The 13,211-nt window shown below is 66.9% G+C and carries 15 protein-coding genes and 1 pseudogene; 10 read left to right on the top strand and 6 right to left on the bottom strand.

Annotated features, from left to right (window positions below; translation table 11 throughout):
- Positions 1-123 precede the first annotated feature (123 nt).
- Positions 124-393, bottom strand: coding sequence for a GlsB/YeaQ/YmgE family stress response membrane protein (locus AC1DBQ_RS09980; protein ID WP_091249893.1), 270 nt, complete (start codon positions 391-393; stop codon positions 124-126).
- Positions 394-622: 229 nt separating this feature from the next.
- Here AC1DBQ_RS09980 and AC1DBQ_RS09975 point away from each other — a divergent pair, with 229 nt between their 5' ends.
- Positions 623-1,543: a cation diffusion facilitator family transporter gene (locus tag AC1DBQ_RS09975; protein ID WP_476928346.1), complete on the top strand. Its 921-nt coding sequence runs from the start codon at positions 623-625 to the stop codon at positions 1,541-1,543.
- 153 nt (positions 1,544-1,696) lie between these two features.
- On the opposite strand, the gene AC1DBQ_RS09970 is transcribed toward AC1DBQ_RS09975, so the two are convergent.
- The gene (locus AC1DBQ_RS09970; RefSeq protein WP_116767801.1) at positions 1,697-2,905 is read right to left on the bottom strand and encodes an MFS transporter; all 1,209 of its coding nucleotides are present in this window, start codon (positions 2,903-2,905) and stop codon (positions 1,697-1,699) included.
- Positions 2,906-3,109: 204 nt separating this feature from the next.
- On the opposite strand from AC1DBQ_RS09970, the gene AC1DBQ_RS09965 reads away from it, so the two are divergent.
- The 4 genes from AC1DBQ_RS09965 (at position 3,110) to AC1DBQ_RS09950 (ending at position 6,572) form a co-directional block, all read left to right on the top strand.
- Positions 3,110-3,574, top strand: coding sequence for a (deoxy)nucleoside triphosphate pyrophosphohydrolase (locus AC1DBQ_RS09965; RefSeq protein ID WP_476928345.1), 465 nt, complete (start codon positions 3,110-3,112; stop codon positions 3,572-3,574).
- Positions 3,575-3,664: 90 nt separating this feature from the next.
- Positions 3,665-4,807: an NAD(P) transhydrogenase subunit alpha gene (locus AC1DBQ_RS09960; RefSeq protein WP_476928344.1), complete on the top strand. Its 1,143-nt coding sequence runs from the start codon at positions 3,665-3,667 to the stop codon at positions 4,805-4,807.
- Positions 4,807-5,202, top strand: a complete 396-nt coding sequence (locus AC1DBQ_RS09955; protein WP_476928343.1) for an NAD(P) transhydrogenase subunit alpha part 2 — start codon at positions 4,807-4,809, stop codon at positions 5,200-5,202. Before AC1DBQ_RS09960 ends, AC1DBQ_RS09955 begins: the two co-directional genes overlap by 1 nt.
- Positions 5,199-6,572, top strand: a complete 1,374-nt coding sequence (locus AC1DBQ_RS09950; protein ID WP_476928342.1) for an NAD(P)(+) transhydrogenase (Re/Si-specific) subunit beta — start codon at positions 5,199-5,201, stop codon at positions 6,570-6,572. Before AC1DBQ_RS09955 ends, AC1DBQ_RS09950 begins: the two co-directional genes overlap by 4 nt.
- 36 nt (positions 6,573-6,608) lie before the next feature.
- Here the strand turns inward: AC1DBQ_RS09950 and AC1DBQ_RS09945 are convergent, their stop codons facing one another.
- The gene (locus AC1DBQ_RS09945) at positions 6,609-7,829 is read right to left on the bottom strand and encodes an Rv2578c family radical SAM protein (protein WP_476928341.1); all 1,221 of its coding nucleotides are present in this window, start codon (positions 7,827-7,829) and stop codon (positions 6,609-6,611) included.
- Between the two features lie 85 nt (positions 7,830-7,914).
- On the opposite strand from AC1DBQ_RS09945, the gene AC1DBQ_RS09940 reads away from it, so the two are divergent.
- Positions 7,915-8,043 carry a hypothetical protein gene (locus tag AC1DBQ_RS09940; protein WP_476928340.1) on the top strand — a complete coding sequence of 43 codons (129 nt, stop codon included), beginning with the start codon at positions 7,915-7,917 and terminating at the stop codon, positions 8,041-8,043.
- A gap of 49 nt (positions 8,044-8,092) precedes the next feature.
- Here AC1DBQ_RS09940 and AC1DBQ_RS09935 read toward each other — a convergent pair whose 3' ends face one another.
- The gene (locus tag AC1DBQ_RS09935; RefSeq protein ID WP_476928339.1) at positions 8,093-8,395 is read right to left on the bottom strand and encodes a helix-turn-helix domain-containing protein; all 303 of its coding nucleotides are present in this window, start codon (positions 8,393-8,395) and stop codon (positions 8,093-8,095) included.
- Between the two features lie 63 nt (positions 8,396-8,458).
- Here AC1DBQ_RS09935 and map point away from each other — a divergent pair, with 63 nt between their 5' ends.
- Together map and pcp are read left to right on the top strand one after the other, a co-directional pair.
- On the top strand, positions 8,459-9,241 hold the full coding sequence (gene map, locus AC1DBQ_RS09930) for a type I methionyl aminopeptidase (protein ID WP_476928338.1): 783 nt from the start codon (positions 8,459-8,461) through the stop codon (positions 9,239-9,241).
- Between the two features lie 291 nt (positions 9,242-9,532).
- Positions 9,533-10,174, top strand: coding sequence for a pyroglutamyl-peptidase I (pcp, locus tag AC1DBQ_RS09925; RefSeq protein ID WP_476928337.1), 642 nt, complete (start codon positions 9,533-9,535; stop codon positions 10,172-10,174).
- Positions 10,175-10,225: 51 nt separating this feature from the next.
- Here pcp and AC1DBQ_RS09920 read toward each other — a convergent pair whose 3' ends face one another.
- Positions 10,226-10,864, bottom strand: coding sequence for an SIMPL domain-containing protein (locus tag AC1DBQ_RS09920; RefSeq protein ID WP_476928336.1), 639 nt, complete (start codon positions 10,862-10,864; stop codon positions 10,226-10,228).
- Position 10,865: 1 nt separating this feature from the next.
- Positions 10,866-11,336 carry a hypothetical protein gene (locus tag AC1DBQ_RS09915; protein WP_476928335.1) on the bottom strand — a complete coding sequence of 157 codons (471 nt, stop codon included), beginning with the start codon at positions 11,334-11,336 and terminating at the stop codon, positions 10,866-10,868.
- A gap of 329 nt (positions 11,337-11,665) precedes the next feature.
- Here AC1DBQ_RS09915 and pheS point away from each other — a divergent pair, with 329 nt between their 5' ends.
- Together pheS and AC1DBQ_RS09905 are read left to right on the top strand one after the other, a co-directional pair.
- Positions 11,666-12,727, top strand: a complete 1,062-nt coding sequence (gene pheS / locus AC1DBQ_RS09910; RefSeq protein WP_476928334.1) for a phenylalanine--tRNA ligase subunit alpha — start codon at positions 11,666-11,668, stop codon at positions 12,725-12,727.
- Between the two features lie 2 nt (positions 12,728-12,729).
- A pseudogene (locus AC1DBQ_RS09905) lies at positions 12,730-13,211 on the top strand (phenylalanine--tRNA ligase subunit beta); the annotation flags it as partial.

Here is a 13,211-nt window from a genome sequence, read left to right as displayed (position 1 = left end):
GCATCCCGGCGCGCACAGGCGCACAAAAAAGGCGGGGCCCGCCAAAGGTGGGCTCCGCCGTCGTACTGTTMTGTCTTACTGTTCCTAGGGCCTCACTCGAAGCGTGAGGTCAGCCGTACAGAACTATGATGTGGTCTTGTTGCGTCCTGTAATGGCGCCGTAGGCGAGGGCAACCACCAAGCCGCCGACGATGGCCAGGAGCCAGGAACCGAGATTCCAGAATTCCATCTTGCCGCCGCCAAACAGAAGGTCGCCGATCCAGCCACCGACAATGGCTCCGACTACGCCGAGCACGAGGCTGGTAACCCAGCCGCCGCCGACCCTGCCGGGCATGACTGCCTTGACGATTGCACCTACTATGAGTCCGAGAATGATCCAGCCAAGAAAGCCCATGTCTCCTCCTACATATTCGTCGGTATCCAAATTGTGAATCCCGAATATGGCTTCAAGCTAACATAGGCCGGATTACTTGTCAGCAGGGGAGTGCCCAATCGTTACGTGGCGGTATCGGCCCTGCCGCGGTTCGGAGCCCACCCGGAAACGGGTAGCGTATTCCTTGCGGGCGCCGGGTTCTTCCGGTGTCCGGTTACACCCCGGAAGAACCCCGTAAGGAGAAGCTCACGTGGCTGCAAATGGCGGTACCAAGGCGATAGTTGCGGCGCTGGCTGCCAACCTGACCATCGCCGTTTTGAAGTTCGTCGCCTACTTTCTGACGCTGTCGTCATCCATGCTGGCCGAAGCCATTCACTMGCTCGCGGACTCCGGCAACCAGTTGCTGCTGCTCGTCGGCGGCAAGCGCGCGGAGCGGGAGGCCAGCCAGGAACACCCCTTTGGCTACGGCCGTGAGCGCTACATCTACGCCTTCATCGTCTCGATTGTGCTGTTCAGCGTCGGCGGCCTCTTTGCGCTCTACGAGGCGTGGGGGAAGATCCAGCACCCGCACGGCATCGAAGGGGACTTCTGGTGGGTGCCGCTGGCTGTGCTGGTGGGCGCGATCATTGCCGAATCCTTCTCGTTCCGGACGGCGATCGCCGAATCCAACCCCCTCCGCGGGAAGCAGAGCTGGGTCAAGTTCATTCGCAACGCCAAACAGCCGGAACTCCCCGTGATCCTGCTCGAAGATTTCGGCGCCCTCGTGGGCCTCGTCTTCGCGCTCTTCGGCGTAAGCCTGACACTCATCACCGGGAACGGCATCTGGGACGCCCTAGGCACTGCCATGATCGGCCTCCTGCTCGTGGCGATCGCCGTCGTGCTGGCCATGGAAACAAAGTCCCTGCTCCTGGGCGAGTCGGCCACCCGCGACGACGTCGCCAAGATCCGCAGCGCGATCGAAGCCGGCGGCACCGGCATCATTCACCTCAAGACCATGCACCTGGGCCCCGAGGAGCTGCTGGTGGCAGCGAAGATCGGCATCGGCCGCACGGACTCGGGCCAGGACATCGCGAAGGCGATCGACGCMGCAGAGGCCCGGATCCGCGAGGCCGTCCCGATCGCCCGGGTCATCTACCTGGAGCCGGATGTGCAGCGGGTCAGTGCGTCCTAACCGGCMGCCGTCGACGGCAGCGCAATAAAAGTCGGCCCAGTAAAAGTCGGCGCAAAAAGACAGCGCAGTGAGAAGTCAGCAAACAAGAACGGCAGCCCGGTCCAGTACATCACTGGATCGGGCTGCCGTTCTTTGTGGCCGGCGGGGCCGCGGCTACGAGGCCAGCGGCCGCCGGCGTTCCACGGCGCCGCTGATGGCGGCCACCCCGAGGCCCAGGATGGCCAGGACGGCACCCACGAGCGCGGGGGCGACGTAACCCCAGCCCCAGGCGATCACGAGTCCGCCAAGGAAGGCGCCCAAGGCGTTGGCGACGTTGAGCGCCGCATGGTTGAGCGAGGAGGCCAGCGACGGGGCGTCAGGCGATGCATCCAGAAGCCTGGTCTGCAGGGCCGGAACCAGCATGGACCCGGCGGCACCGACCACGAACACCATGATCAGCGCCGACCACGCCCAATGGGCCGCAACGGCATAGACCACGAGGGCCACGGCCGTCGCCGGCAGCACCCAGTAGATCGTCCCCATGACGGACTTATCGGCGATCCGCCCGCCAACGATGTTGCCTGCCACCATGCCCACTCCGTACAGTGCCACGACGAGCGGCAGCCACGGCGCCGGGACCCCGGCCACGGATGTCATGGTGTGCGAAATGTAGGTGTAGGTCGCGAAGAAGCCGCCGAATCCGACGATGCCGACCAGGATGGCGAGCCACACCTGGAGCCGCTTGAGTGCCCCGAGCTCGCGTCGGAAGCTGGCATCGGCGTGCGGCTTCTGGAACGGAACGAACTTCCACAGCATGGCGAGCGTGATGATGCCGATCAGGCCGACCAGCAGGAACAGCAGCCTCCACCCGTAGCTCTGGCCCAGCCAGGTAGCGAAGGGAACGCCGATGACGTTGGATACCGTCAGCCCGGCCATAACCATCGAAATGGCCCAGCCCCGCTTGGTCGGCGCCACGAGGGACGCGGCAATCACGGCCGCGACGCCGAAGAAGGCGCCGTGCGGCAGCCCCGCCGCGAACCGCGACACCAGCATGGAGCCGTAGTCAGGGGCGAGGAAGGAACTGAGGTTGGCGATGCTGAAGAAGAGCATGAGCCCCAGGGCCAGATGCTTCCGCGGCAGTTTGGCTCCGACGGCGGCCAGCACGGGCGCACCGACGACGACGCCGAGGGCGTACGCGGAGATGAGGTGGCCGGCCTCGGGCGTGCTGATGTTCAGGCCCTGCTCAATCTCCTTGAGCAGGCCCATCATGGTGAATTCTGTGGTGCCGATCCCGAACCCGCCCATGGCCAGGGCAATGATGGCGAGGGCAAGGTGACGGGTGCCGGTCTTGGACGACGCCGGAGCTTGTGTGGTGGTTGTCATTCGTCTTTTCGGGTGATTTCCGGGAGGTGCCGGGAAGAGTCGGCCAGATAAATATGCCTTGTAGAACCGGGAGCGCGCGCCGAATATTCCGCAGGCTGCCCGGCAACGCCTTCACCATTGTCCCTTACCCGTTCCCTGGGGCGACGCCCCCCACGACGCCGGTCGCCGAGGTCGATCCCTGCCGCCCGCCTTAGACTGGGGGACGTGACTGGACTCATCAACGTCGTCGGCGGCGCAGTAGTGGACTCCCTGACGGAACCGGGCAAACTACTGGTGGCGCGGCGCACGGCGCCACCGCAGTTTGCCGGCATGTGGGAGTTCCCGGGCGGAAAAGTGGAGCCGGGCGAAGCAGCCGAAGACGCCCTGCACCGCGAGCTCCGGGAGGAACTCGGCGTGCAGGTCCGGCTCGGAGCCGAGCTGCCCGCGGCGACCGCGACGKGCTGGCMGCTCAACGAGAAGGCGGCGATGCGGGTCTGGTTCGCCGAACTCGAGGACGGGGAGCCCCGGCCGCTGGAGGACCATGACGAACTGCGCTGGCTTGACCTCCGCAATTCCGACGACGTCCTGGGCCTGCCGTGGATCCCGGCCGACTTCCCGATCGTCGAAGCACTCCTGGCCGCCGTCCATGCCGCCCGGCCACGCCGCGGGGGAGCCGAACTGATCCGCTGACCCGGACACGCCGACCGGCATACGCCGGCCCGCCTCTCGCCAAACGGTCAGGCATGTGCCTACTCTGAACGCAATCGAGAGKAGCAGCCCGTGCAGGTCGGTGTCGGACGAGAACAGCGCGCCGGAGAACGCCGGGTTGCGGCCACGCCGGAAACGGTGCAGCAGCTGACGGCCCTCGGACTCACAATCGTGGTGGAGAGCGGCGCAGGAACCGAGGCAGGATTCGCGGACGCAGCGTTCAAAGAGGCCGGCGCCACGGTGATCTCGGAGCTCCCGCTCGCGGCCCTGGACGTCCTGCTGCATGTTCGTCCGCTCGCGCCGGAAACTGCGGCCCGGCTGCGGCCCGGTGCCATCACTGTCGGCCTGGCGTCGCCAGCCTCCGAGTTGCCGACCGTCCGGGCACTGGCCGCCGCCGGGATCACCTCCTTCGCCCTGGAGCTGCTTCCGAGGATTTCCCGGGCCCAGTCGATGGACGCACTCACTTCGCAGTCCCTTGTCACGGGGTACCGCGCCGTGCTGGAAGCCGCCGTGCGGTATCCGCGGTTCTTCCCGCTCTACATGACGGCCGCCGGAACCATCCCCCCGGCGAGGGTTCTGGTCCTGGGAGCCGGTGTCGCCGGCCTGCAAGCCATCGGCACCGCGAAGCGGCTGGGCGCCCGCGTGTCGGCCAACGACATCCGCGCCGCCTCCGCCGACGAGGTCGCCTCGATGGGCGGCACGTTCATCAATCTGGACCTCGACGCGGCGGCGGAAGGAACCGGCGGCTACGCCCGCGCCCTCGGCGAGGACCGGGCGCAACGCCAGCGCAGCCTGCTGGCCCCGCACGTCGCGGCCGCGGACATCCTGATCACGACGGYGGCCATCCCGGGCCGGGCCGCTCMCTTGCTGGTAACCACCGACATGGTGACCGGCATGCGGGCAGGCTCCGTCGTCGTCGACCTCGCCGCGGAGTCCGGCGGCAATGTGGAAGGCGTGATCGCCGGCCAGGACATCCAGGTACCCGTTGACGGCGGATCAGTCACGCTCGTGGGCCTGCAGGACGCCGCGTCCGCCATGCCGTCGGACGCGTCCCGGCTCTTCGCCCGGAACGTCAGCAACTTCCTCGCCCTCATGACCGACGGCGGCACCGTTGCCCCGGACTTCGACGACGACGTGGTCGCCGGAACATGCCTGACCCACGGCGGCGCCGTACGTCATGCCGCCACCGCCGCAGCCCTGGGAGAGGACGTCTGATGGGCCCCGTTGCGCTGCTGACAGTCGTGGTGCTTGCCGTCTTCGTCGGCTTCGAAGTCGTCTCCAAGGTGACCAGCAAGCTGCATACACCGCTCATGTCCGGCGCCAATGCGATCCACGGGATCATCCTCGTCGGCGCCATCATCGTGGCCGGACAGGCCGGCGACCCCTGGGTGCTCGGCATCGCGCTCCTGGCAGTGGTCCTGGCGACCGTGAACCTAGTGGGTGGCTTTGTGGTCACCGACCGGATGCTGGAGATGTTCAGCGTGCACAAGCCTCTGCGCAAATCGGCGCAGAAGCCCTCAGGTACCGGTACCACCAAGGCCGGCGGAACCGCGGCCGAAGGACACACCGGTGACGGTACCTCCGGCGGCGTCGCAGGGGAGGCGAGATGAGCCTCCTGACCCCGGAATGGACAGCCCTGCTGTATCTGGTGGCCGCCGTCTGCTTCATCCTGGCGCTAAAGGGACTGAGCTCGCCAAAAACGGCCCGCCGCGGCAACGCCATCGGTGCGGCCGGGGCCCTCGTGGCGGTCATCACGGTGTTMTTCTCTGCCCGGCTGGAGAATATTCCGCTCATCCTGGCCGCCGTCGCCGTCGGCTCCGCGATAGCCGTCCCCGTCGCCCGGCKGGTGCAGATGACGCAGATGCCCCAACTGGTGGCACTGTTCAACGGCGTCGGCGGCGGCGCCGCAGCGCTGGTCGCCGCACTCGAATTGAGCCACAGCGAGGATCCGTGGGTGCGCCTGGCGGTCGTCTTCACCATGCTCGTGGGCGCGGTGTMCTTCGCGGGCTCCGCGGTGACCGTGGGCAAGCTGCAGGAACTCATCAGCACCCGTCCGCTGCTGTTTCCCGGGATGCCCTGGGTCATGGGGGCCGTCATGCTCGGGGCGGTCGTCTCCKGGGCGCTGGTCGTCCTGAGCGGCTCCGTCGGCTGGTCGCTGGCGCTGCTGGGCCTGGGGCTCGCGGCAGGTCTGCTGCTCGTGTTGCCGGTGGGCGGGGCGGATGTGCCGATCGTGATCTCGCTGCTGAATGCCTTCACCGGCCTGGCGGTGGCCGCGTCCGGCGTCGTCCTGGGCAACGTCCTGCTCCTCGTCGCCGGAACCCTMGTCGGCGCGAGCGGCACCATCCTKACCAAGGTCATGGCCTCTGCCATGGGGCGCGGAGTCGCCGGAATCATGTTCGGCGCCTTCAAGGGCGGCTCGACGGCGGGTTCCACCGCCGTGAGTGACCGGCCCGTACGCTCGTCCTCCCCGGAAGACGTCGCCGTCCAGCTCGGCTATGCCCAGCGCGTGGTGATCGTTCCCGGTTACGGGCTCGCCGTGGCGCAGGGGCAGCACACCGTGGCGGAGCTGGCCACAGCCCTGGCCGACCGCGGCATCGATGTGGTGTTCGCCATCCACCCCGTGGCGGGACGCATGCCGGGCCACATKAACGTGCTCCTGGCCGAGGCCGATGTGCCGTATGAGTCMCTGCGGGAGCTGGCGGAAATAAATMCCGAGTTCGCCAACACGGACATCGTTCTAGTGGTCGGCGCCAACGACGTCGTCAACCCGGCGGCCAAGTCTTCGCCTGGTTCGCCGATCTACGGGATGCCGATCCTGGACGTGGTGCAGGCCCAGCAGGTGGTGTTCCTGAAGCGGTCGATGCGTCCGGGGTTCGCCGGCATCGAAAACGATCTCCTGCACGACCCCAAGACCACGCTCCTTTTCGGGGATGCCAAGGATTMGCTGTCAAAGGTGCTCGGCGCGGTCAAGGCGCTCTGAGGTCAAGGCGCTCTGAGGTCAGGGAGCAGGCCCGCTTCAGAACAACGTCGGCTGCGCTKCCGGGTGGCCGGCATGCACCGTGCCGGGGTKCCGGTTAGTGGGGTGCCGCTCGTCGGGGCGCCGGTTATTGGTGTACCGGGATGTGTCCGGGATGCTCCCGGCCGGGTACTGGGCTTCCTCCTCCCGGGCATCATCGCTGAGGTCTCCGTTGCCGCTGAGGTCCCTGTGGCTGAAGCCCTGCGAACCGGAAAAGCCGTGCAGGTCCTTGAAATAGCGGATGCGACCGGCCAGCCACGCCCGGTATTCCTTTGAGGCATAGGACCCGCTGCCGTACAGCCGGCGGTACTTGCCCGCCAGGTGCGGATGTTCGCGGGCTATCCACTGCATGAACCACTCACGCGTCCCCGGCTTCAGGTACAGGGCGCCGGCTGTGACCCCCGTGGCGCCGGCCGCTGCCAAGGCCCCAAAGAGCKAGTTGAGGGCGTCGTCGCTGTCGGAAAGCCACGGCAGGATCGGCATGGCCATGACGCCGCAGGGCAGGCCTGCTTCCCTGAGCCGGGAAATGAGCTTCAGCCGTGCCCGCGGACCCGGTGTGCCCGGCTCCACGGCCTCGGACAGGTGCTCGTTGGTCATGGCCAGCGAGATGCCCACCCCGACCGGCACCTGGGCCGCGGCATGTTTCAGCAGCGGGATGTCCCGGGCCAGGAGCGTGCCTTTGGTGAGGATGGACAGGGGCGTGCCGGAATCGGCGAGGGCGCCAAGGATGCCGGGCATGAGCTGGTAGCGGCCCTCGGCGCGTTGATAGGGGTCCGTGTTGGTTCCGAGGGCCACGTGCTCGTGCTGCCAGGAGGGCTTGGCCAGTTCCCTGCGCAGGACCTCGGCAGCATTGATCTTGACCACCACCTGGCTGTCAAAGTCCAGGCCGGMGTCGAAGTCCAGGTACGTGTGGCTCTTGCGGGCAAAGCAGTAGACGCAGGCATGGCTGCAGCCGMGGTACGGGTTGATGGTCCAGTCGAACGGCATCCGGGAACCGGCGACCACTTTGTTGAGCACCGATTTGGCGGTGACCTCATGGAAAGTGATCCCGGCAAACTCCGGGGTGGAGACGGACCGTACCAGCCCGGCCAGGGGCAGCAGGGCATCGGGGGACCGGGGAGTGGAGATGATATTGGCAGATTCCGTAGTGGCGGACGGGTCTTTCGTCGACATGTCGCTTCCGGAGGTGCCGCGCTTCAGTGCTTGTGYATCCCATCTCATGCCACCATTCGAATATATGTTCGACTTAATGTCAAGAATGCCGTCGGGTCATGGGGATGAGATTCGGCAGTGACCGGGGGTGGAAGTGATGGTCCTCAATGTCGACCTCGGTCCGGGGTGGACGCTCAACTTCGGCAATCCCAAGGCGGCGATACTTCTGGCCGGCGTGGTCGTACTGATCGGGCCGCTGATCACCCTCCGCCTTGGCGGCTGACCCCAGCCGCTTCTCCTGGAGGCCTCCAACGCAGCTGCGGGATTGAGACTTACGAAGCCAGCCGCTCGCGTGCGTCGTGACCGGGGCTGGTCGGCTCAGCGCCCCGTCTGGGCTGGTTAACCTCGGCCCACACTGCATCGAGGGAGAGCCCGAGGGCCTCGGCGATCGCAGCGACAGTGGGGAAGGCGGGGGTCGCTACACGGCCCGTCTCGATCTTCCGGAGGGTCTCCGGCGAGACGCGTGCATCGAGCGCGACGTCGAGCATCGAGCGCCCTCCCCTGGCGCSACGCAACAGGGCGCCGAGGCGCTGTCCGCGCTCGACCTCTTCGAATGTAAGCGGCAACCTGACCATGGCTCCGATTATACCGGGATAATATGGCCGGTATAGTTATTGGATGCGTGAGAAAGGCGCCGCATGATCGAGATCCTGAACCCCGCCGAACTGGCCCGAGCAAAAGAGACAGGCGCCCTTGTGGCCGACATCCTGCATACGCTGAAGAGCCGCAGCACGGTCGGCACGAACCTCCTGGACCTCGACCGGTGGGCCCGGGCCATGATCGCCGACGCTGGAGCGCAGTCMTGCTACGTCGACTACGAGCCATCCTTCGGACGCGGGCCGTTCGGACACTACATCTGCACGGCCGTCAACGACGCCGTGCTCCACGGACTCCCGTACGACTACGCGCTCGCCGACGGCGACCTGCTGACACTCGACCTCGCCGTCTCCAAACGAGGAGTTGCTGCGGACTCTGCGATCAGCTTCATCGTGGGCGGCTCAAGGCCCCCGGAGAGCGTCGCAATGATCAGCGCGACCGAGCGCGCATTGAACGCAGGGATAGCCGCTGCCCGACCCGGGGCTCGCATCGGCGACATTTCCCATGCCATCGGCTCGGTCCTCAGCGAGGCGGGATACCCGATTAACACCGAGTTTGGCGGTCATGGCATCGGATCGACGATGCACCAGGACCCGCACGTTCCAAACACCGGACGGCCGGGCCGCGGATACAAACTGCGCCCCGGGCTGCTGCTCGCACTCGAGCCGTGGGTCATGGCCGACACCGCTGAACTCATCACCGACGCCGACGGGTGGACGCTCCGAAGTGCGACAGGCTGCCGGACAGCACACAGTGAGCATACGATCGCCATCACCAGCGACGGAGCCGAAATCCTCACCTTGCCGACGCAGGCGCACCCGTGAGATCGGAGCCACACCTGCCCCGTGTGCTGCATCTGATGCAGGATCCGCTGTACGGAGACTGTCCAACAGGCCGAGCCCGGATGACGCGACGAAGGAATGCTTAGGCTGCCGGCTGGATCATGTCCTGTTCCCCCGGATCCCGGGGTGCTTCACTGAAAGGTGCGACGACGGCCATGCCGCCTTTCGCCGAGACGAGCGCCGCCGCGCGCAATGTGGGAGCGAACTGCCGGAGTGTACTGCCGGAGCGAATCGTTAGGCCGCATCGTGGTGGCGCGTTGTTAGGCTGGGGCGATGATTCTCCTGACCGGGTTCGAGCCCTTTGGCGGCGAAACGACCAACCCGTCCTGGGCCGCGGCCCGTTCGGCGGCGCGGTTGCTCCGGTCCGAAGGACTCGACGTCCAGGCCGTGGAACTTCCCTGCGTCTTCGGGGCCTCGGTGACGGTGCTGGAGGATGCCCTGGAGCGCTTCCGGCCGGAGCTCGTGCTGTGCGCCGGCCAGGCCGGCGGCAGGGCAGGCATCTCCCTGGAGCGGGTGGCCATCAACTGTGACGACGCCCGGATCCCGGACAACGCCGGCAACCGGCCCGTAGACGAACCCGTSGTCAGCGGCGGACCGGCAGCCTATTTCACATCCCTGCCGGTCAAGGCGGCGCTCGCGGCGCTGACCGCAGAACAGATCCCGGCGGAAGTGTCGCAAAGCGCGGGGACCTATGTGTGCAACCACATCTTCTATGCGCTCATGCACGCACTGCGGCTGCGGCCGGGCACCAGGGGAGGCTTCGTCCACGTCCCCTACGAGGACAGCCAGCTTCCGGCCGGGAGCAGCACGCCGTCGCTGCCGGCGCACCAGATGGCGGCGGCGCTCGCCGTTGTCGTCCGCACCGCGCTCGCGACGACGGCGGATCTCAAGATCACTGCCGGCACAACGCACTAGCGCGTCGGGCGCCAGGCAGGCCGCCAGCGGCTCGAGCGTCGACAGGATGACTCAGTCGAGCAGTTCCCAGACGACGCCGACCGTGGCGGTGACGCTCGACTCACCGGCCTCAACGGTGAGGGCTTCCKCCGCCACCGCGCGCTGCATCTTCGCGACCGGGACCGGCTTCTGGAACCCGGTGTGCTGGGTGAGGGAAAGGACCCTGCCCAGGCCTGTCCCGGAGAGGGCGGCGTAGTGCGCGGCGGTGGTGCGGGCATCCTGCCAGGCAGCTTCCCGCGCCCGGACCTCGATGCCGGCGGAATCCGCGAAACCGAGCGTCAGGCCGTTCAGCCGGACGTCGTCTCCGCCGGCGGCAACGGCCGCGGYGATGACTTCCGAGGACGCKGACAGTGTTCGGATCCTGATGGTGAGCGTGCTTGAGGCCAGATAGCCGGTGACGGTCTGGCCGCGGCCCTCCTGCCAGTTCACTTCGGCCCGGACGTTCAGCCCGGAGGTGGACATGTCGGGGCCGTCCACGCCGTGCTGCCGGAGCGCCGACGTGATGGCGGCCGAGCGTGTTCCGGCGTCGCCGTAGGCCTCGGCCACGGTATCCCGGCGGCATTCGACGCCGACCGACAAAGTCAGGAGGTCAGGCACCGCCTCGGCGCTGCCGGTTCCGGTAACCGAAATGCTTCTGGGATTGTGTGTCATGTCAGGCCTCGTATCGCTCGGGGGCAGTCACGCCCGTGTTGCGGTTTGTTCGCGGACCGGTCCCCGGGCCGCCCGACCGGGGATAGCCGCCTGCTTCCAGCCCGGCGTGGCGTTCGAAGAAGTTCGCGCTGCCCGGGTTGCCCGTCCGCCAGAGCGACCAGCCCGCGGCGATGAAGTACAGGGGAAGGAAGGGCAGCCCCAGGCACCAGGCGTACTGGGTGCTATGGCGCTCCTCGTGTCCCAGCAGTGCCGGATTGGCKCGAGCGGCTTCAGGGCCGGCACGGAAGAGGATCACGTTGCCCACCGTGAAGACCCCGGCAAAGGGAAGCCGCCAGCGGTAGCGGCTCGCGATCAGCAGCCCGCGCGGCCCCCTGCCAACGTTCGTCCCGGCACAGACCGCCAGCACCAGGCCCAGGAGGGTGGTGCCGTTGAGCATGTTGGCGATCTGCCGCAGCCGTTGACCGGACGTCATGAGGCCATGGTAGCCGGGGGTGCGCCGGGGTGGCCCTCCAAAGGCCCCCCGGAGGCGTCTGCACCGTCAGGGGAAGCCCCACACACCGGAATTGTCACGTTCGGGTGGGCGTTGCCGTGCGGTCGACAGCCGTCTACTAGACTGAAGGAAGTGCCCGCCGGAGGGATTTCGGCTGGCCTGCATCCAGCGCAGTGAACTGTGACAGCGAACAGTGATCAGGAACAGTGATCACGGACTGTGACAATGACCTGTGACAATAAGCCTTGCCGACAACCCGCGCGTTGCGTGCGTGCCGTCGGCATGATCCGACTCGTAGCTAAGAACAGTAGATGACTGAAACTTTGCCGGGCGCCGCCGTCCCGAATCCTCTGGATGAAGCCGCCATTACCGCTGCCGTAGACCAAGCCGTTGCCGCCATCGCCGCTGCCGCGACCCTCGATGAACTCAAGGCCGTGCGCCTCGCGCACACGGGTGAGAAGTCCGCGCTGAGCCTAGCCAACCGCGAGATCGGCGCGCTCCCCAAGGACCAGAAGGCCGCCGCCGGCAAACTCATGGGTTCCTCCCGCGGACGCGTCAACAAGGCGCTCGCGGACCGTACGGCCGAGCTCGAAGCCGAGAATGACGCGCGGATCCTCGTCGAAGAGACCGTCGACGTCACGGCGGCGCCCCGCCGGCGCCGGGCCGGTGCACGCCACCCGCTTTCCACGCTGCAGGACCGCGTTGCGGACATMTTCGTCGGCATGGGCTGGGAGATCGCCGAGGGGCCCGAGGTCGAGTCCGAATGGTTCAACTTCGATGCCCTGAACTTCAAGCCGGACCACCCCGCCCGCGACATGCAGGACACGTTCTTCGTCGAGCCGCCCGAAGCGCACCTGCTCATGCGCACCCACACCTCACCGGTGCAGGTCCGCTCCATGCTGGAACGCGAACTGCCCATCTACGTGCTGTGCCCGGGCAAAGTGTTCCGCACGGATGAACTCGACGCGACGCACACCCCGGTGTTCCACCAGTTCGAGGGCCTGGCCATCGACAAGAAGCTGAGCATGGCCGACCTCCGCGGCACCCTGGAGCACTTCGCACGGCAGATGTTCGGCGGGGAAGCACAGATCCGGCTGCGCCCGAACTACTTCCCGTTCACAGAGCCGTCCGCCGAGCTGGACATCTGGCACCCGGGCGCCAAGGGCGGCCCCAGCTGGATCGAGTGGGGCGGATGCGGCATGGTCAACCCCAACGTCCTGCGCGCCGCCGGCATCGATCCGGACGTTTATTCAGGTTTCGCCTTCGGTATGGGCATCKAGCGCACCCTCATGTTCCGCAATGAGGTTGGCGACATGCGCGACATGATTGAAGGCGACGTACGTTTCAGCGAGCACTTCGGGATGGAGATCTAACAGTGCGTATCCCACTTTCCTGGTTGCGCKAATTCGCGCAGGTACCGGCCGAAGCAACGGCCGAAGACGTCATGGCCGAGCTCGTCAAGGTCGGACTCGAAGAAGAAGCAGTCCACCGTCCCACGGACACCATCCAGGGCCCGATCGTGGTGGGCCAGGTGCTCAGCATCGTCAAGGAACCCCAGACCAACGGCAAGACCATCAACTGGTGCCAGGTCAGGGTTGTCCCCGAAGGCCAGCAGCAGACCCTGACCGGTGAGGGCATTGACCCCTCCGGCGTCCAGGGCATCATCTGCGGCGCCCACAACTTCGTCGAAGGCGACAAGGTGGTTGTCACCCTCCCCGGTGCCGTGCTGCCGGGCGACTTCCACATCTCCGCACGCAAGACCTACGGACACCTCTCCGCCGGCATKATCGCGTCCGTGCGTGAACTCGGCATCGGCGAGGACCACGACGGCATCCTGGTCCTGTCCCGGATCGGCCT

The organism is Arthrobacter sp. 10T413_2 (assembly GCF_056394205.1).
The sequence above is the reverse complement of the archived record's forward strand: the minus strand, read 5'-3'. Positions and strand labels throughout refer to the sequence as shown.

Excerpts from the sequence above, each read along its gene's own strand:
- AC1DBQ_RS09955 (WP_476928343.1), top strand. The coding sequence starts at position 4,807 with ATGGGCCCCGTTGCGCTGCTGACAGTCGTGGTGCTTGCCGTCTTCGTC.
- AC1DBQ_RS09980 (WP_091249893.1), bottom strand. The coding sequence starts at position 393 with ATGGGCTTTCTTGGCTGGATCATTCTCGGACTCATAGTAGGTGCAATC.
- AC1DBQ_RS09970 (WP_116767801.1), bottom strand. The coding sequence starts at position 2,905 with ATGACAACCACCACACAAGCTCCGGCGTCGTCCAAGACCGGCACCCGT.